Source organism: Saccharibacillus sacchari DSM 19268 (assembly GCF_000585395.1).
GTDB lineage: Bacteria > Bacillota > Bacilli > Paenibacillales > Paenibacillaceae > Saccharibacillus > Saccharibacillus sacchari.
In genome coordinates, this window is record NZ_KK073875.1 from 2,868,465 (window position 1) to 2,888,409 (window position 19,945).

Genomic DNA, 19,945 nt, shown 5'->3' on the forward strand with positions numbered 1-19,945 from the left:
TTAAGTTATACTTCGGTCGAAACTGGATTTTTTTGAAGGTTTTCAAGGTCTGATTCCAATAAAAAATCACTTTGGAGGTTCAAACCTTCAAAGTGATTTTTTTAGAATATGTCAAAGCTTCCTAAGAATACGAATTTCGACGGATGGCGGCCTTTAGGTTAGAGCCTTTTCGACACCGGAATCCAAATCTCGCTCCGATAATCGGGCGCGTTCTGATCCCGCATCTCATTCCATAACATCTCCGGTCCTTCAGCCTGCTGATAAGCAGACGACGGGAACCATTCCGAATAGATGCGTCCCCAAATATCCTGCAAAGTATCCGGGAATTTGCCGACTGATTCGAATACCGCCCAGGTGGACGCCGGAATTTCAAGCGAAGTCCATCCGTCGGGGGCCGAAAGGGTGGTGGCAGCTCCGATGTAATGATCCAACCCGCCTTTTTCCTCCATGCGCTCCTCGGAGAAATTCGTCGATGCGCTGACGAGGCCGATCGGATCGGTGTTCGACAACTCCTTCATGATCCCGATCTTCTCCATATCGAGACTCTGCCACATTGCGGCAATCTCCGGGTTCACCCCGTTGAACACGATCGGAACCCGTTTCATAATCCCCACAACCCGAAAAGCTTCTTTTTCCGCAATGCGATAATTCATTTGATTTCCTCCTTCTATCGTTAACCGGAAAGTCATAGGCGGATAGGCTTTCAGCAGATGTCCCCCGCGGCGCGCTTCGGAAGGCGTGACATCATGCAACTGCCGGAAAGCCCGCGTGAACGCGTCGGCCGAATCATATCCGTACTTGAGCGCCAGATCGAGCACGCGCTCCTCTCCGCTTTGCAGCTCGAATGCCGCCAACGTCAGCCTTCTGCGCCGAATGTATTCGGACAGCGTCACGCCCGCCAGAAACGAGAACATTCGCTTGAAATGATGCTCCGAACAAACGGCGATCCGCGCTGCGTGTTTCAAGTCGATTTCACGATCCAAATGTTCTTCGATATAAGTCATCGCTTCATTCATCTTTTTCAAAAAATCCACGGCATGTCCCTCCTTGTTTCTTAAGTTATCAAAAATCGACGACACCGATCCGACCTTTTGCGTTCTGATTTAAACGGGTTGGCGCAAGGGGCTTGCGATCATGTTTCAAGATCATGTACGGTGCAGCGCATCGAGGGTTTGTAGCGGAAAAGCGACTTGTATATTTTTTGTAGATGCGGCTTTGATATGCTTGCGCAAGGTTGCCGATAAGGCACGCTGGAGAAGAATGCAGATCATTTTATCGGGAGGGGTAATGAATTGTTCAAGATGAAAAAAGAAGCGGGTTTGCACAAGGGGTTCAAACTCGCGATGGCGGCAATGCTGGTCCTCGGAAGTTTGACGGGGCTCGGCACGCAAGCAACGGAAGCGGCACCGCCGCAGCCTGTTCCGGGCGGGGTCGGAACAGGGCTGATTTCGTGGGTCGACGTCGGAAGAAGCACGGATAAGCAGGAAGGCGAGAAAATCGCGGCACTGACGGATTTGGCGCCGAACGTTACGCGAACTTGGACGTCCAACTCTAAAGGAACCGCCGCCGCTTATAAAGCTGCTTCTTTAAATTTCAATGCCGCTTACACCGGTTATGATTATTTCAGAACACTTGTATCGGGAGAGTTTGCGGCAAGCGGCGTTGATGAACGGGAAGTATTTTCGGTTCAATCGACGCCTTCCGCTTCTACCGGTTATCCATGGGAGCTGGGAGGCGGGTATACGGCTGCAAGCAGATATCTTTCTTCGGGCAGCATTACTTCTTACTTCGGTTCCAAAACGCATCGCACGATTACGAATTCTTCAAGCGAGCTTGATATGACCCAAGTAGATTTGACGAAAGCGAACATATTGAACGTATCCAGCATTCCCGACGAGTGGACATTGAATGTAAGCGGGGGACAGGCGCTGCGTTCGACAACAAATGAAGTGGACTTTTCGAGTCCGGTTACCTCGCCGAGCACATACTACTTTGGCGCGGCGCATAATTCCGTGAATCGAGGGCCGGTATCCGAGATGATCGTATTTGATCATAAGCTTTCGGATACGGAGCGTCAGCAGGTCAATAGTTACTTGGCTTTTAAATACGGCATCACGTTGAAAAACAACAGTGAAGCCAATGTCGATTATCTCGCCAGCGACTTGGGTCTAATCTGGGATGCAAGCGATAACCTGGGCTATGGCTACCGGATTACCGGAATCGGCAGAGACGACGCTAGCGGTTTGGAACAGAAGCAATCCAAAGCCCAAGATGCCCAAGGGATCGTCACTTTGGCGCTGGGGACGGCGATTGCGGGTTCCAATGAAGCCAATGTCGCGGCATTCGCTGCCGACCAATCATTTTACAGCTTCAGCGACAACGGGGGCAGCACCGGTTACACCGTTGATCTCAGCAGCGGAAGCGGCTCTTCCTTGCTTGAGTTGAAGCATATGCCGCGCATCCATAAGGTAGAAGCAACCGGCGATTGGACCAATGAACCGATCACGTTAAAAGCGGACGGCGCGGTTCAGCAGTCGGGAAGACAGTATTATTTGATTTCTTCCGCGGCGGCGAATATGAGCAACGCGCAGTTGCATCCGTTGAACGCGAACGGAGAGGTTACACTCAGTAGCGGCAGCCTGCCGGACGGAACGTTCTTCACCTTTGCCTACGTGGATACGGCTAATCTGGTTCCGGGCGATCCGGGAGGCGTCGCTTCGCCGGTACTGTGGATGAGATCCGACCGGGGCATTCAGCAAAACAGCGGCGGCGCAGTAGCGGAGTGGAAAGATCAGAGCCCGTCCGGCAACGACGCTTCTCAGCCGACGTCGGCTGCGCAGCCGACGTACTGGGACGACGCGTCTCATAATATCAATTTCAATCCGGTATTGGACTTTGCCAACGATTATCTGACTTTGGACGTGAATAAGCTTCCGCTCGGCAAAAAAGCCCGAACGATCGTTGCTGTCGCGAAGTCGGACACCGTGGGAAACTCGATCGGTTATGTGATTGGATGGGGAACGGCTAACGGTTCGAATACTGCTGTCGGTATGCTTAGAAACGAAAGCAGAGTCGGATTGACGCCCATGAACTCTTCGACGGACCGCTCCCAAACGATGTACTCGGTTCTGAATCTGATGAACGACGACTTTCCTCATGAACAATTTTTGACATGGACGGGCGGAGAGAACGGAGACGCCGCGAACCAAGCCAGATTGTACAGCAAAATGAAAAGAGTCGAAGATGATCAGCCCAATGGACTCGGACAAGACGTTCCGAAAAAATGGGATACCGGAACGCTTGACGGAGCCGTGATCGGCAAAGTCATCCCGGCTTCTGTTTCCAACTACTATTGGGACGGAACCATTCTGGACATCATCGTCTATGACCGCGTGCTCACCGATCTTGAACGCCAACAAGTCAGCACTTATCTGGCGATCAAGCACGGATACACGATCGCTCCGGGCAATCCGGACGATACGTCGTACCTTGATTCGCAAGGCAACAAAATTTGGAACTCATTAGCCGCCGTCAACGGCGCATACACGAATCGGATTACAAGCATCGGCAGAGACGATGCCAGCGATTTGAAGCAAAAGCAATCCAAAGCCCAAGAAAGCGGCGCCCTTGTGACGCTGGCGTTGGGCAATGAAATCAAAGCAACCAACTCGGCTAATTTGAATGAGTTTGCTACCGATCTTGCCTTCTTTACATTTGGCGACAACGGAGCAAGCGCGGATTACACGCAAAGCATCCAACAAGCTCAGGACGTGTCGCTCAAACGAATGGAACGCCTCCATAAAGTCGACACGAGCGGCTGGACCAATCAAGACGTAACGCTTCAGGCGGATATCGCGCAGCGGGACGCTTCGCAGCCGGAGCAATATTATCTGGTGGTCAGCAGTCAGGAAGATCTCGGCAATGCGAGCTTCTTCCCGCTGGATGAAAACGGCCGGATCACGTTAAGCGGCAATCAGCTGTCCGAAGGGAACTTCTTCACCTTCGCGCATGCGGACAAAACAGCGCTGGGCACAAAAGTCTCTTCGGTCGACAACCACCTGGGAACGCTGAAACAAGAGGATTATACGCCTGAAAGTTGGACGGCTCTGCAAACCAAATTGACGGCGGCAAAAAATCAATTGGATAATCCTCAAGCTTCGCAGGCGCAGATTGATCAGGCGCTCAAGGAACTATCCGAGACTTATGAAGGCCTGGAGCCGCTGGGAGCTACCTTCGATAATGCCGTGTTAGAAAAAGATGCTTCTGGCTCTCGCATCGCGATTACTTTAGATCGTAGCGTGACTTTCGACGGACAGACGCCGGCAGGCTTTACGGTTCGAGTGGGCAACACGGACGTTCCGATCGATCCGGCAAACATCATCGTCGATCCGCTTGAACCGACTCGGGTCTTAATCGAACTTCCGGCGGAACTCGATCTAACGAATGTCGATCAGGTCGGCGTATCTTACGATTCGGCATCGGGCAATCTGGAAGGATTGAACGGACAAAGCGTAGGAAGCTTCAGCGATACGGCTTATAACGGATTCGGCGCCGAACTTACAATCACGCGTCCGAGCCCGATCACCGGCAAACCGGCCTTCACGGGTACGGCCGATTTGGTCACAGAATCGCTTACCGTCGTGATCCGCGACGCGCAAGGTCATATCATTACAGGAGCGGGCGGTCTTGCTGGGGTCGACCCGATCACAGGGGAATGGAGTTTTGATTCTGAAGAGTTGCTTCCTCCGGGAACGTATACGGTCGAAGCGACAGCCGTCAGCAATAATCAAACCGCTGTGAAGATCCGAACCTTTACGGTTCTCGCAAGTACTGACAAAACGGCTTTGCAACAGCGATATAACCAGATCGTCGGCGAAAATCTTAACGGCGCATCTTACACGCCTGCGACCTGGAATGAATTGCAGCAAGCTTTGAACGAAGCTGCGCAAGTCTTGAATGACAAAACGGCTACCCAAGCTCAGGTTGACGCGGCATTGAGTCGCCTGAACGCGGCCCGCTCGGGACTTGCCCTTGTACCGACGGAACCGTCGAACCCGACGACGCCTGTCGTTACGCCTTCCCAGCCGTCTGTTCCTCCGGTCGTCTCGGCACCTCCGGTATCGACGACGGCGCCGACCAAGCAGATTATTTCCGTGGACGTGGCTTCGGGCTCCGCGGACCTGAGCGACATCACGAAGGTCGAGTTGGAACGCACCACCAATGCCGACGGTTCGCTAAGCGACCTTGTTGCTTTCACGCCGACTAAGGCGCAGGAAGCGATCGACAAGGCGTTGGCCAAAAACGATCCGACGGCCCGGATTTTGATTCCGGACCCGAGCGATGCGGTATCCGAAGTGAATGTGAATATTCCGAAAGAAACCGTGGCGCTGCTGCAAAAGAACGCGATCGATTTGGAGATTCATAATCCGAACGGTACCGTGATCGTGCCTGCTTCTTCGCTGCAAGGTTGGACGGACGATCTGTACTTCCGCCTCGTGCCGATCAAGCAGCAACAAGAGCGTCAGCAAGTCGAGAATCGCGCCGTCACCGAACAAGTGGTACGCGAACTGAGCGGCAATGAAGCGGCGAGAGTCGTTTCCAGACCGATGACGATCGAGACTAATATTTCGAGCCGTCCGGTTACGTTGGTTCTGCCTTTGGACGGAACCAAGCTGCCGGCAAACGCGACGGAACGCGAGAGTTTCCTGCGCGAACTGGGCGTCTATATCGAGCATAGCGACGGAACCAAGGAAGTCGTGCGCGGCGAAGTCGTGACGATGGATGAGGCCGCGGCGGGCAGCAACAAACTCGGCCTGCGCTTCGGGATTCAAAAGTTCAGCAACTTCACGATCGTGCATTTGGGCGAATCGCAGCATCACGAGGCTTATATCCAAGGGTATACGGACGGCACGCTGCGTCCCGACAATAAGGTGATTCGTGCCGAAATGGCGGCCATGCTGACGCGTCTGGGCGTGCTTGCATCGCCGACGGCATCTGCGAAAGCTTCGGCCTTCAGCGATTCGCGCAGCCGTTATTGGGCACACGATTACATCGGGCAAGTCGTCGAAGCCGGCTGGATGAAAGGCTATATCGACGAAAGCTTCAAGCCTGACGGCGCAATTACGCGCGAAGAAATGGCTTCGATCGCGTTCAACTATCTGGGCCTGAGCAAAGGCGATGCGTCCGGTTCGTTCCCGGACGTGCGTGCTAACGGCTGGTCCGGCGGAATCATTGCCGCCGTTCAAAGCAAGGGCATCATGACCGGCTACCCGGACGGAACTTTCCGCCCGCAGCAGGAGTTGACTCGTAGTGAAGCCGTTACGATTCTGAACCGTCTGTTCGAACGCGGGCCGCTGCACGGCGCGCCGACATCGAACTGGCCGGATGTGCAGCCCGGACATTGGGCTTACGCCGATCTGATGGAAGCGGCATTGGATCATGCTTACGCAGACCGCGACAATGGCGGAGAAGAATGGACATCCGCAAATTAAACAGCGGCGCAAATCCCCGTTTCGGCAAAGCCGGGCGGGGTTTTTGCTACACCGACTTACACCTTCGGGAAAGGGGAATGAAAGATGAGGGCGCTGCTGGTAGAAGAAGAACGTACGGAGCTGCTGCGTTTAAAAGCAATGCTGGAACAAGAGGACGGCATTCAGGTTGTGGGCATGTCGGAAAAAGGCGCCCGGCTCGAAGAACGATTGAAAGAATTGGCACCGGATATCGTGTTCCTCGATCTGGACGCGCAAGCAAACGGCAGATTGGAGCTGGCGGCCCGAATCCGTGCGGCCGATCCCGTAGTCGATATCGTATTCACCGCGTGCTCCGATCGCCATGCGCTTGAAGCTTACGCGGTATATCCTCTGGACTATATGCGTAAGCCCGTCGATCATATCCGTCTTGCGCGGACGATCGGCATGGCCCGCCGAAGATCCGAGCACGGCGCGCAGGCGATATCGGACGGAACTGCCGATTCGCGGCTTGTTTGTCTCGGCTCGCTCACGATTCGGCGCCCGAACTCGGAAACGGCTTATCCGAGATGGAGAACGACCAAAGCGCAGGAATTGTTCGCCTACTTGCTGCATCATCGGGGACATATGGTCAGCCGGGAAAGCTTGTTCCGCTTGCTGTGGCCGGAATTCGATGCCGAGCGCGCAGCCGCGCAGCTTTATAACACGATTTATACCATTAGGGCGGTGTTGAAAAGCGAAGGACTGCATATCACAATCGCCAAAGGAGGTCCGGCGGCGGGATATCGATTGGATCTCGGAACGGTTCGGCTTGACGTCGATCTATGGGAGCAATCGCTCCTTGCATTACCGTCGCTCGGCCGGGATACCGCGAGTCGTTACGAGACCGTGTTGAACGCGTATACCGGAGATTACTTGCAGGAATCGGATTATAGCTGGGCGTTGGAAGAGCGTCTGAGACTGAGGGAACTGTGGCTGGATAACGCCTGTCGCTTGGCCGGATTCTACCATTCGCACGGAATGGACGAAGAGGCAAACTCCATGCTGCACCGGCTTCACTTGACGAACGTTTTGCCAAGCTTGGTGCCGATCGAACATGCGTCGGCATCTGAACGTCCTTAATCCGAACCTGTTCCTCTTCAAGCCCGAAGCCTTCCGATTCGATCGGAGGGCTTCTTTTTGCGCCGATGTATCTTTGTTCATCGCGAGCGACGGGGGCTTGCCGTACAATGCGTAAGAATCGCGAAGAAGGCAGGGATGCGGATGAAGATCGGAAGATTCAGGATAGGCCTGCAAATAACGATTACATTTATGGTGTTAACCGTGGTAGCCGTGGCCCTATTGGCTTTGTACGCCATGATCAGCATTCAAATTTCGAATTATACGAGAAACGGATTGGAGCAGCGGGCAGCCGGTATTGCCCGTACCGTTTCTTGCTCGCCGACGATCCGGTCGGCGCTCTCCCCGGGCGGAAATCCGGCTATCGCGCAGCCTTATGCCGAAGACGTCAGGCAGGCCAATGATATTCAGTTCGTTGTCGTGATCGATATGAAAGGCATTCGATTGTCGCATCCCGATCCTTCGAGGATCGGCGAGCGTTTTATCGGCGGAGACGAACAACCCGTGCTGCGCGGGGAAGAGACGATCTCGACGGCGACGGGTTCTTTGGGCAGGTCCGTACGGGCATTTTCCCCGATCTACGGAGAAGACGGTCAGCAAATCGGCGCCGTAGCCGTAGGTTTACCGATCGGCAGCATTCAGGACGCGATCGGGCAAAACATGGGATTGTTGTACGGGGCTATTCTAATCGGCGGATTATCGGGAGCGATCGGAGCAGTTTTGTTGGCTCGTCGTTTCAAACAAATGATGTTCGGCATGGAACCGCATGAAATCGCGCGCGTGTTGGAAGAACGCAGCGCCATGCTTCAATCGGCCAAAGAAGGAATTCTTGCGGTAGACCGAGAACTGCATATTACGTTGATGAATGCCGAGGCCAAGCGCATGATCGGCGAGACGGCAAACTCTCCGGAGTCGGATTTTCGCTCGTTGATCCGAATGGACCGGGTCGTGTCGGCCGGTGAACCGATTTGCGATCTGGAGGTGGAGACGGGAGGCGCGGCGCTGCTCGTCAATGTCGTGCCGATTCATATCGAGGGACGAATCGAAGGCGCGATGGCTACCTTCCGCGACAAGACGGAAATCGTTCTGCTGTCGGAGCGTCTGTCGGGCATTTCGCTCTATGCCGAAGCTTTGCGGGCCCAGACTCATGAATTCATGAACAAGCTGCATATCATCATGGGCTTGAACCATATGAAGCGTTATGATCGCCTGAGCAGTTATTTGCAAGAAGTCGTTCCGAGCCTCCAGATCGAAGCCGGCGTTGTGACCAACCAGGTTAAGGACCCGGTCATGACCGGATTTTTGCTGGGGAAACTCAGTCGCTTAAGAGAAACGGGCGTTCGACTGACGGTGGATGAACAAGGAATTCTGCCTGAAGCGGCCCAACCGTCGATTTCGCGGGAACTTGTGACCATCGTAGGCAATCTGTTGGAAAATGCGATCGAAGCTCCCCGCCGCGAAGGTGTATCGAAAGAAGTTTATCTCGGTTTCAGGCATCAAGACGATCGTCTGGTGATCCAAGTGCGAGATAACGGAACCGGAATCTCCGTCGAGTCGTTGGACAATATGTATGAACAAGGCTATTCCACGAAAGGAGACGATCGGGGCATCGGATTGTATCTCGTTCGCCGCAGCACGGAACGCTTGGGCGGTTCGGTATGGTTTCATCGCGAAACAGGGGAATTTCACGGGGCCCGGTTCACGGTGGAACTTCCTTATCGAACAGAAAAGGAGGAAGAGCCATGATTCGGGTGCTTATCGTGGAAGACGACCCCATGGTCGCAGAGATGAATCGCTTTTACTTGGAGCAGGTCGAAGGATTTGGTTGCATGGGCTGGGCATCTTCGCCGGATGAGGCGTTGACGCTGCTTGAAGCCGAGGAGATCGATCTGGTTCTGCTTGACCTGTACATGAAGGCGGAAAGCGGTCTGGCTTTGCTGGCCGAGATCCGTCGTCGGGGTCGTCCGCTGGATGTGATCGTGATCTCGGCGGCCAGCGATAAAGGCAGTATTCAGCAGGCTTTGCAGAACGGAGTCGTTGACTACCTCATTAAGCCCTTCGAATTTGCGCGCTTTCGGGAGGCTCTTGACGGTTATCGGGAACGGAATCGAATGTTGCGCGATCGCTCCAACCTCGATCAGGCACAGCTTGACGCGCTCACGCGTCCCAATGCGAGCACTTTGAACGAAGCAGGAGTTCGCGGAGCCACATTGCCGAAAGGCTGCACGAAGCCGACGCTGCGCCTGGTGTGGAAAGCTGTCGAGGCAGCGCCGGAAGCTGCTTTTTCAGCGGAGGAGATTGCGAACGCCGCCGGGCTGTCGCGGGTATCGGCCGGGAAGTATCTGACGCTGCTGCATGAATTGAACGTGCTGGAGATGGAAGCGAAGTACGGCGGAATGGGGCGTCCGGTACAGCGGTATCGGATACTGCCGGAAGCCCGAAGTTTGATTTCCGCTTACGTGTGAATCCGAATCGACTAACAGAAAAGGAGAAGGCCTTATGGAACGGAATGAAAAGCTGTATGATTTTGAGCCGGGAGATTCGGTGCTGAACCAGGCTCCGTTTACGGATGACGAGGCCCGATATGATCTCGTGCACGGGATTGCTTCCGATCCTTCGTCGCTTCGTTTGAAGGCCGGGGATCATCGGCTGCTCTTCGTGCGCACGCCGGGGCGGAACGGCTGGCTATGGATGGATTCAAGCCTGAGTCAAGAAGAGCGCGAAGGGCGGATGCTGGCGCTTATGGAGGAGACGGATCGCCGGGGAATCGAACTCGGCGGCGTGCACGGCAAGCCGGAGACGGTCGTTTTTTTCGCTGAACGCTATGCGCAGTCGCATGGTTTGGACCATCGATCGAATATGCAATTGGAATCCTACGTCTGCCGGGAGGTACATCCGCCGTCGGGAGTTGAAGGTAAAGCGCGCGTTGTTTTGCCGGATGACGCCGACGTTGTTGCCGAATACTTGTCCGGATTTATGCGCGATGCGTTCGGTACGGAGCAAAGCAGCGAGTCGTTGGCCGAGGCAGCGGCGGATCTGGCTTCTTCGGGCAATCTGTACTTCTGGGAAGCGAACGGAGAACCTGTCGCGATGGCCAACATGGCTCCGGCTTCTCCGAGGTATCGCCGAATCAATGAGGTCTATACGCCGCGCGAGTTCAGGAAGAAAGGCTACGCGAGCGCTTTGGTATCCGAGATCTGCCTTCGTCTGAACGCGGAGGGGATTACGCCCGTATTATATGCCGACTGCGACAATCCGGATTCGAACGGGGTTTACCGCAAGATTGGTTTTAAAGAAAACGGTCGGTTGTTGGATACTCGGTTCGTAGAGCGAACAGCGGAATAAAAATAAAGACGCGGTCCGAAGGGGGAAAGCCATTGAACAAGACCGATCGAATGTTGGCTATTTTGCTCCGCCTCCAGCGGGAACGGACGGTTCGGGCAGAAGATCTGGCCGAGACGTTCGAGACGAGCATTCGGACGATTTATCGGGATATGCAGGCTTTGAGCGAAGCAGGCGTTCCGCTGCTCGGTACGCCGGGCACCGGATATTCGCTGGTAGAAGGATATTTTCTGCCTCCTGTCATGCTGACCGAAGACGAAGCGCTGGCGGCATTGATCGGAGCGGATCTGACGAAGCGGTATTTTGCGGGGAAAGTGCGTAGAGGAGCGGAGACGTTTGGGGAAAAGCTGGAGCATATTCTGCCGCCCAATCTGCGCGAGGAAGTCCGACACTTGCGCGAGACGGCCAGACTGGCACCTGATCGGGCAGCAGAGCAAGATGAAGCCGAGCTGGAACGCGCCGAGCTTTTACGGGAAGCCGTGATGCAGAAAAGAAAAGTCGAATTTGCCTATGCGAAAGCGGGCGAGGAAGATTCGATCGCCGCGCCGGAGCTGCGACGTACGGCCGACCCCTATGGAATTGCGCTGGTACGCGGCGTCTGGATGCTGATTGCGTACTGCGACCGTCGCCGCGAAATTCGTCATTTCCGCGTTTCCCGTATCGCTGATTTGCAGCTCAAGCCGGAACGTTTTCTTCTGCCGGATGGTTTTCGGTTGTCCGACTATCGGGGCAAGGACGATCGGACGCTGCAGGCGGTTATACGCGCCGACCGGTCCGCTGCGGAGCGGGTGAAGGAACTGCGCTCTTACTATCTGGAACGGATCGAACCTGCGGACGAAGGGTATTTGCTGCATTTTCGGATGCGACAAATCAAGGATCTGCTTCCGCTATTGCTCGGCTTGGGTGATACGTTTGACGTAGTCGAACCCGAGGAACTGCGCGTGCTGCTTCGGAACGAACTGCAAAATATGTTAAGGCGATGCGAGCCGTAGAAAAATTTCGGTAGTCGCCGCAAAAAAAGCGAACGAATGCGGCATCTCGCGGTTGTTCGCTTTTTCGTAAGAGCAAGCCTGTTTTTTCTTCCGAGAAACGCTACTCCGCTGCCGGAAACCGATCCAGGATCATCGTTTCCAGCAGCGCATAGGTCTTCTCCAGATCCAATTCGGGATAAAGCAGCTTCTGAAGCGCAAGGCCGTCGAAGCAGGCAAGAAGAATGGCAGATAGAGATTCGCGCTCCTGATCGCCGAGGCCAAGCAGCGCGGAATCCAGCACGCCGGCGATGCCTCCGCGTCCGACCTCCAGCAGTTGGGAGACGTCGTTCGCAAGCGCCGTATCCCGCAATCCTTGGGCGAAGAACTCGTACCGAAGTTTGTACCATTCCGGGCCGTGCTCGTCAGAGGTTTTGCGGGGCGCGCCTTCCTCGGCTCCGAATAGCTCGGATGAACGTCCGGGCATCGTATCGCCGAACTCCTTCTCGTACCGTTCGCGGCTCTGCTTGACGACCTCGCGCAAAATTTCTTCTTTGGTTTTGAAGTAGTAATGAATCAGGCCGGGAGCGGGGAGTCCGGCCTCTGCCGCGATCTCCTTGATCGACGAACTTTCGTAGCCTTTTTCTGCAATCGTTCGCGCTGCCGCCTCAACGATTTGCCTTTTGCGAGGATTCTTTTTCATGCGGCACCCTTCTTTCCTATAGCCTTGACAAGGTACTGGCGGTTCTTTCCATTTAGCGTAGCAGGTCGCCCGAACAGCCGCAATCGCGTTTTGCGCAAGCCGTTATGCGAATCGGAACTTTTGAATGGAAAAACCGTGTATAATCTTCAGTGAAAATCCATTTTTCGAATGGTGCAAATAAGCGATTACAACGCGTGCAGAGCCTTATGGCCTTGTCCGAATGAACAGGAATGAGAGCGATACGATGCTGAAAAAGTGGCTGATTCTCCTATTGGCTTTCTGTTTGATCATTATTGTGCCTGCGGTCGGGCTAATGGATATAATGACGTCGCAGCGCGGCTTGCCCCGTGCGGAGGACGGCAAAGTCGATTTGAGCGGCTGGGATTATGCGCAGCGGGGCGCGGCGACGCTAAACGGAGAGTGGACCTTTTACCCCGGACGATTGGTTGACCCTGCCGAGCTGACGGAAAAAGCATCGGGAGGAACCAAGCTTCAGGTGCCGGGCGCGTGGAACGACGCAATGCCGGACGGTCCGCTCGGCTACGGAACTTATCGGTTGGAGATTGATTTGGGTCGGTCCTTCGATGAAGATTTCGGACTGCGTGTCGCCAATGTTCGCATGGCAAGCCGGGTCTATCTGAATGGCGAAGAAGTCGGAGGAAGCGGCGTGCCTTCGGAAGACCGGACTTTGGATGTACAGAAAAACGTACCGTACACCGGCTTCATTCACCTGAGCGGGACCAAAGCGGTACTGGTGGTGCAGGCCTCGAATTTCAGTTACGCCTCGGGCGGGATCTTCGATTCGATTGTCATCGGGCCGGAAAGCGTCATTTTGCTGGATAAACAGGGCGACTGGATTCGGGACTTTGCTTCGCTCTGCGGATTCTTTTTGCCGGGTATGCTGTTTTTATTATTGTATGTGCTGCACAAGCGCGAGCTTCCGCAGCTTTATCTGGGTCTGTTTTGCATGCTCGGGGTCATCTACGTTTTGACGCATGGGGAAAAGCTGCTCGATTATTTCCTTCCGGACATGCCGTATATGGCGATGTTGAAACTCCAAGCCGTGTCTTCGAACCTGATCTATCTGTTCCTGATCGCCTATATGGATGCACTGATTCCGGGGATCATTCACAAGCGGGTGCTGCAAGGATACGCTTCGCTTGCTGTATTGGGGGCAGTATTGGGTTTGGTGCTGCCGATGCCGATCTTTTCGACGATGGAAAGTATTTTACTCTCCGTGGCCTTCCTCAGTCTGGCCTATACGGGCTGGGTGATGATTCGCTGGGTGAAAAGAAGCGCGGAGGATTGGTATCTGGTCACGCTGGGACTGATGAGTATTTCCGCATTCATCTTGTTGAATCTGATCTATCTAATCGCTCAAGTGGATACGCGGTGGTTGGCGATCTACGAGCTGGTTCTGTTCGTGCTGGCGCAGACCGTGCTCTTGATCCGCCGCTTTGTCCGGGCATTTGCGGATGTGGAGCGATTGTCGGGCCGATTGCTGACCTTGGATGGATTGAAGGACGAATTCATGGCGAACACGTCTCACGAACTGCGGACGCCGCTGCACGGCATTATTAATATTGCCCGCTCCATGTTGGAAGGGGCCGCAGGGCCGGCTTCGGCCAAGCAGCGCGAGAACCTGGCCATGATCATGACGACGGGTCAGCGGCTGTCTCTGTTGGTCGGCGATATTCTTGATTTCTCGAATTTGAAGGAGGGACGTCTTCGTCTGGACGTGCGCACCTTGCACCTGCCTTCTGTCGTCCGTTCGGTGATCGAGGTTATGACGTATACGCTGGGGGATAAGCCGATTCGGATCGTGCAGGAGTGTTCCGAAGATCTGCCCGGCGTACGAATGGACGAAGACCGGTTACGGCAAATTCTCTATAATCTATTAGGCAATGCTGTAAAATATACGGAGCAGGGCGAGATTCGAATCGGCGCATCCGTCGACGGCGATCAGGTGAAAGTCGAAGTCGCGGATACCGGAATCGGAATCGAGCGAGAACGCTGGCCTGATATTTTCCGACGCTTCGAGCGTACGGACGAAGCGTCGGGCATGGAAGGAACGGGGCTCGGACTTAGCATTACCCGGCAGCTTGTCGAGTTGGGAGGCGGCCGGATCTGGTTGGATTCGACACCGGGCGAAGGTACAAGTTTCTTTTTCACCCTGCCTGTATCTTCATCCGCACCGGAAGCTTCCCAGACTGGCGTGTTGGCGTTCGCTGAAGAGCCGCACTCCAGAGGCACGGTTCCCGAAGCTCCGGGATTTGCGGTTGCCGATGCCGGGCGCGTGCTCATTGTCGATGACGATCCGGTCAATCGGCGGGTGCTGCTGAATCTGCTGGCGACTGCCGGTTACGAGGCAGAGGCCGTATCAGGCGGAGCCGAAGCGATCATATTGATGGAGGAAAAGCCCGGCTTCGAGCTGGTGGTGACCGACTGGATGATGCCGGGCATGTCGGGTCTTGAGTTGTGCCGCCGATTGCGCGAGCGTCATGCGCTGGCCGTATTGCCGATTCTGCTGCTCACCGCGCGAGGGCTGCCGGAGGATATCCGGGCAGGCTTCGAGGCGGGCGCCAGCGATTTTCTGAGTAAGCCTGTCGATGCCGGCGAATTGAGGGCGCGCGTGCGTACCCTGATCGGAATGCGCCGTTCGGCGGAAGAAGCGATTCGTACGGAGATGGCGTTTCTTCAAGCCCAGATCAAGCCCCACTTTTTGTACAACGCGCTGAACGTGATCATTTCCGCATGCAGCACCGATCCCGATAAGGCGATTGATTTGTTGATCGAACTGAGTCACTATTTGCGAGGGAGCTTTGACTTCCATAACCGGGATCGTCTTGTACCGCTGCAAAAAGAGCTGGAGCTGGTCGAGGCTTATGTGGCATTGGAGCAAGCGAGGTTCGATGATCGACTGGTCTTTGAATATGAAGCGGATGATCTGGTGGGCGTGTTCGTCCCTCCGCTCAGCATTCAGCCGCTGGTCGAAAATGCGGTTCGTCACGGCGTGATGCAGCGTTCGGCCGGAGGCGTGGTCCGATTGGAGATTCGGGATACTGGTTCGACGGTGTCCGTACGGGTTAGAGACAATGGAGTGGGTCTTGCCCCGGAGGATTTCGACGAGATTATGGCCGGTCGAACGGGCGGCGTAGGCCTGCGCAATATTCATCGTCGCCTCTCTGCTTTGCACGGCGCGGCGTTACGGCTTGAATCAGCTTCTTCCGAGAACGAGAGCGGTACGGAGATCGGATTCGACCTTCCCAAGAATGCAGTGTTGAAGTAAGAAATTCCCAGTTTTCTTGTTCAGAAAATGTTCAGCCCTTTCCGGTATGATAAGTACGAGTACCCGCGTTTTCCGGGAAAGGGATGAGAATCATGCGGATTTATCTATTGGATGGCGATCGGGAATCGCTGGCACGGACAGCCCGCATGTTGGGCGGTTATCCCGACGTCGAATTGATTGGCAGCTCCTATGAACCTGAAGCGGCATTAAGCGAAGCACGGGGTCTTGAACCCGACGCTTTATTTATAGAAACGCGTCTCGGCTGTATTTCCGGACTTGCGGCTTCCGAGCGCCTGCTGCGCGAATTGCCGGACTTGCGTGTTGTCTACGTGACGGCAAGCCGCGAATATGCGGTTGAAGCTTTTGAACAACGGGCATTCGATTACCTGCTTAAACCGCTGACGCTGGAGCGACTGGAGCGGACGATTCTCCGTCTGCGGCGTTCCTGCGGAAGCATTGTTCATACGCGGCAAGAAAGACTAGATAAAGTGGAGTGATACGGATGCGAGCAATGCTGATCGACGATGAAAAGCCCGCACTGGCACATCTGGAGCGGCTGATTCGTGCCGATGGGCGATTGGAGCCCGTAGCGCTATGCACATCGGCACGCGAAGGCATCGAATGGTTGGACAAGGAACGGATCGATGCCGTATTTCTGGACATCGGAATGCCGGAGATGAACGGGTTGGAAGCAGCGGAGCATATCCAGCAGCGCTATCCCGGCATTGCGATCGTCTTCGTCACGGCGTATTCCGATTATGCCGTGGAGGCATTCGACTTGCAGGCGATCGATTACCTGCTCAAGCCGATCGGTCCTGCGCGCTTGCAAAAGGCGATAGCCCGAATCGTTCCGGACTCTTCGGAAGCGGAGGCGGCTGCTGCGGGGGGGATCGATGCTGCTTCACAAACATCAGAAATGCCCGGCGTTCTGATGTTTCGTCGGCTGGAACTCTATGATTCCGCAGCCCGCAAGGTTCGTCCGGTCAAGTGGCGCACCGCCAAGTCGCAGGAACTCTTCGCCTATCTTCTGCATCAGGGCGAGCAATGGGTACCGCGAGGCGAGCTGACCGATCTGCTCTGGCCGAGCATGCCGGGCGACAAGGCCGCTACGCACCTGCATACCTCCGTCTACCAGATTCGCAAGCTGCTGAAGGAGAGCAAACCGGAGATGGCCCTGGAGTATCGCCAAGAGAGCTATCGCCTGCTGCGCGGCGGCGTAGAGACGGATGTTGAACGTTTTGAACGCGAATATGAAGAACTGATCGGTTCGGTAAAAGGAAAAATAGATCCGGCCGAGGCCCTGTTGGCATTATGCCAAGGCGGCTACCTGGAACACCACGACTACCTATGGGCCGAATCCCGAGCCGAAAAGCTAAACCGCCAACGGTTCCGCCTGGCCCTTGAACTGGCCCAAGAAGAAAAGGCCGCAGGCCGAACCGACGAGGCGATTCGCCTTCTAACCTCTCTTCAAGAGGAAGAACCCTACGCCGAAGAAATCTGCCGCCAACTCATGTCTGCCCACCAATTCGCCGGCAACAAACGTCTGGCGCGCGAATGCTACCGGGCATTTGAAATGCGCCTCGAAGAAGAACTGGGCGCAGAACCGGAGCCTTTGACTCGCCAGGTGTATGAACGATTGGAAGAGTGAAAAACGCCACCGAGCGCATTGGATTCGCGCAACTTGAAGACGGCACGCATAACTCGGTTAAGCCAAAAGAGCCATGAGCAGCTATGCTTGGGGGAATCTCGGCGAACAGCCTATCCAAATGTGTGCAAAGCGTCAACAATTTCACTAGTTTTACGACTTTTCTTTTGAGATGCTGACTTTTGATCAACATTTTGCTTCATTTTGGCTCAAATTCGAGTCAAAATCCGAAAAATGTTGATATTCCGTCAGCATTTTCAAAATCCAGTGCCGAAACACGCTAAAATGTGCGCAAAAGGTCAACATTGCAACGCATAACGCATAACGCATAACGCATAACGCATCCTACAGCTGTGCACATAAAAATAGCGTTCCGGAATCTTTCCCGGAACGCTATTTTTATGTTTTTATCCCTACCTAACACCGCGAAGCCAGTGTTAAGCTTGGAGAATTCCGATTCGTGACGCGCGCCAAACGGAGGGAGAAATTCAGCGAGAGACGCCTTTGAACTCGGAAAATTTCCACTAAAATTTCATTCCAGTTTTCCGAGTGAGACAGCGTCTCGACCGAATTTCTCCCGCAGCGCCCCAGCGCGGCCTTCCACGAATAGGAATTCCGAAGAAGCCTTACTCAGGCTTCCCGCCCCCCGGCACCGCACACGAGCCGTCCGAACATCCGTCCAGATCCGCCGAATCGTCGCCGAGCACCGTCAATGCGGGACGCTCGCCCCACGCGCGTTCCAACGCTTGATCGAACACGCTGTCGGGCTGCGCGCCGGAAACCGCGAACTTGCCGTCCAATACGAAGAACGGCACGCCGCGCACGCCGAGCTGCATCGCTTCGTCTTCGTCGGCCCGAACCTTATCGCCGTAAGTATCGGATTTCAATACGGCCAGCACTTCGTCCTTGTCGAGTCCCGCTTCCGCAGCCAGCTTCGCCAGCTCTTCATGATCGCCCAGGAATGCGCCTTCCGTGAAGTAGGCTTGCATCAGACGCTCGGTCAAAGCCGGCGACAGTCCTTTTTCGGCCGCGAAGTGAGCCAAGCGATGCGCATCGAACGTGTTCGTGTAACGCATATTGTCGAAATCGTAATTCAGGCCGACGCCGCGTGCCGCTTCGCTGACGCTGCGGTTGGAAGCCATGGCCTGCTCGCGGCTCATGCCGTACTTGCCGGCGAGCAGATCGTGAATATCGCCGTTATGCTGCACCGGAGAGTTCGGATCGAGTTCGAAGCTTTTATAGACGACTTCAACCTGATCTTTGTTCGGGAAACGTTCTAGAGCGTGTTCGAGGCGGCGTTTGCCGATATAACAGAACGGGCAGACATAGTCCGACCAGACTTCGATTTTCATGGGAAAAGACTCCTTTTGGCGACGGATGCTTTTTCGATCGCACCCGAATCGCTGAATGATAGATGTTACTTTACAATCCTTCGTTACATTATAACACTAAATGATATTATAATACCAACTGAACTTTGAACATGGCGCGGTTTTGTTCGTAGTACGACAGAATAAAGTCGCGAAAATTTTCGGCCGAAGAAGACAGTGTCCGATGTTTGCTCCAAGACAAACCTACGGGATACGTGGCCGAGTCGTCCGCGATTTCGATATGATTCAGTCCCAATGCCCGGCAAATCGAGATCGGAAGCAGCGCTACGCCTTGATCGAGCTTGATGATCTCGACCAGCAAATGCGAGTCGACCTGGAAAGCGATATTCGGCACGAAGCCGGCTTTCCCGCAAAGCAACGTCGTAAAATCCCGATATTCCGCATTGTTGGCCAACGTAACGAACGGTTCGTCGGCAGCGCGGTTTAACGGGATTTTGGTCGTGCCCGTTAGCTTATGGTTCGAAGGCAGCGCCAACACGATGTCTTCGTCCACCAAAACGCGGCTTTCGATTTCTTCGTCTTCGATCGGATGGCCCGTTATTCCCAGATCGATGTCTCCCTTTTTCAAACTCGTGCATATGTCGCTTTTGACTCCCAACGCTTGGATGATTTTCGATTCGGGAAAAAGGTTGATATAGTCGCTGATCAGTCCCGTCAGGAATCTCGGATTCGTGATCGCGATGTTCAAGGTTCCGGAGATCAGCTGCTCTTCCGAATGAATTTCCCGTTTCGCGTTTTCGATCTCGGTAAAAATTCGGTTGACATGCTTCAAAAGAATTTTTCCCGAAGGACTCAATCGAATGTTTCTTCCCGTCCTTTCGAAAAGGGCCGTGCCCAATTCGTCTTCGAGTCTTTTGATGGTAAGGCTCAAAGAAGGCTGCGCGATATTCAGCTGTTTGGCTGCTTTGGAAACGTGCTCCGTATAGGCGACCGTCTGAAAATATTTGAGCTGAAGCAGTTCCATTCGCATCCCTACCTATTGATTAGAATAAATGTGTACATAACTAATTATATATTAGAT

The 19,945-nt window shown here is 54.5% G+C and carries 13 protein-coding genes; 9 read left to right on the forward strand and 4 right to left on the reverse strand.

What is annotated here, in order from left to right:
- Positions 1-158: 158 nt before the first annotated feature.
- Entirely contained in the window at positions 159-1,034 is an 876-nt protein-coding gene (locus SACSAC_RS12340; RefSeq protein WP_037286759.1) for an AraC family transcriptional regulator, read from the reverse strand.
- A 267-nt stretch (positions 1,035-1,301) separates the two neighbouring features.
- Here SACSAC_RS12340 and SACSAC_RS27080 point away from each other — a divergent pair, with 267 nt between their 5' ends.
- The 6 genes from SACSAC_RS27080 (at position 1,302) to SACSAC_RS12370 (ending at position 11,920) form a co-directional block, all read left to right on the forward strand.
- Positions 1,302-6,491, forward strand: coding sequence for a DUF8202 domain-containing protein (locus SACSAC_RS27080; RefSeq protein ID WP_245608736.1), 5,190 nt, complete (start codon positions 1,302-1,304; stop codon positions 6,489-6,491).
- Positions 6,492-6,575: 84 nt separating this feature from the next.
- On the forward strand, positions 6,576-7,589 hold the full coding sequence (locus tag SACSAC_RS12350; protein WP_051507074.1) for a response regulator: 1,014 nt from the start codon (positions 6,576-6,578) through the stop codon (positions 7,587-7,589).
- A 141-nt stretch (positions 7,590-7,730) separates the two neighbouring features.
- Positions 7,731-9,332 carry a DcuS/MalK family sensor histidine kinase gene (gene dcuS / locus SACSAC_RS12355; RefSeq protein WP_037292733.1) on the forward strand — a complete coding sequence of 534 codons (1,602 nt, stop codon included), beginning with the start codon at positions 7,731-7,733 and terminating at the stop codon, positions 9,330-9,332.
- Positions 9,329-10,051, forward strand: a complete 723-nt coding sequence (locus tag SACSAC_RS12360) for a response regulator (protein WP_037286761.1) — start codon at positions 9,329-9,331, stop codon at positions 10,049-10,051. The genes dcuS and SACSAC_RS12360 overlap by 4 nt, the downstream gene beginning before the upstream one ends.
- A gap of 34 nt (positions 10,052-10,085) precedes the next feature.
- Complete coding sequence (locus SACSAC_RS12365; RefSeq protein WP_051507075.1) at positions 10,086-10,931, forward strand: GNAT family N-acetyltransferase; 846 nt, start codon at positions 10,086-10,088, stop codon at positions 10,929-10,931.
- Positions 10,932-10,963: 32 nt separating this feature from the next.
- Positions 10,964-11,920, forward strand: coding sequence for a helix-turn-helix transcriptional regulator (locus tag SACSAC_RS12370; protein WP_037286763.1), 957 nt, complete (start codon positions 10,964-10,966; stop codon positions 11,918-11,920).
- Positions 11,921-12,020: 100 nt separating this feature from the next.
- On the opposite strand, the gene SACSAC_RS12375 is transcribed toward SACSAC_RS12370, so the two are convergent.
- Complete coding sequence (locus SACSAC_RS12375; RefSeq protein WP_037286765.1) at positions 12,021-12,599, reverse strand: TetR/AcrR family transcriptional regulator; 579 nt, start codon at positions 12,597-12,599, stop codon at positions 12,021-12,023.
- A 244-nt stretch (positions 12,600-12,843) separates the two neighbouring features.
- On the opposite strand from SACSAC_RS12375, the gene SACSAC_RS12380 reads away from it, so the two are divergent.
- The 3 genes from SACSAC_RS12380 to SACSAC_RS12390 all read left to right on the forward strand — a co-directional run bounded on the left by SACSAC_RS12380 (position 12,844) and on the right by SACSAC_RS12390 (position 17,536).
- Positions 12,844-15,888 carry a hybrid sensor histidine kinase/response regulator gene (locus SACSAC_RS12380; RefSeq protein ID WP_037286769.1) on the forward strand — a complete coding sequence of 1,015 codons (3,045 nt, stop codon included), beginning with the start codon at positions 12,844-12,846 and terminating at the stop codon, positions 15,886-15,888.
- A gap of 92 nt (positions 15,889-15,980) precedes the next feature.
- Positions 15,981-16,385 (forward strand): LytR/AlgR family response regulator transcription factor, encoded by a 405-nt coding sequence (locus SACSAC_RS12385; RefSeq protein WP_051507076.1) that lies wholly within the window; start codon positions 15,981-15,983, stop codon positions 16,383-16,385.
- Between the two features lie 5 nt (positions 16,386-16,390).
- Complete coding sequence (locus tag SACSAC_RS12390; RefSeq protein ID WP_037286772.1) at positions 16,391-17,536, forward strand: response regulator; 1,146 nt, start codon at positions 16,391-16,393, stop codon at positions 17,534-17,536.
- A 623-nt stretch (positions 17,537-18,159) separates the two neighbouring features.
- On the opposite strand, the gene SACSAC_RS12395 is transcribed toward SACSAC_RS12390, so the two are convergent.
- Together SACSAC_RS12395 and SACSAC_RS12400 are read right to left on the reverse strand one after the other, a co-directional pair.
- Complete coding sequence (locus SACSAC_RS12395; protein ID WP_037286775.1) at positions 18,160-18,885, reverse strand: DsbA family oxidoreductase; 726 nt, start codon at positions 18,883-18,885, stop codon at positions 18,160-18,162.
- Between the two features lie 106 nt (positions 18,886-18,991).
- On the reverse strand, positions 18,992-19,888 hold the full coding sequence (locus SACSAC_RS12400) for a LysR family transcriptional regulator (RefSeq protein WP_037286778.1): 897 nt from the start codon (positions 19,886-19,888) through the stop codon (positions 18,992-18,994).
- Positions 19,889-19,945 lie beyond the last annotated feature (57 nt).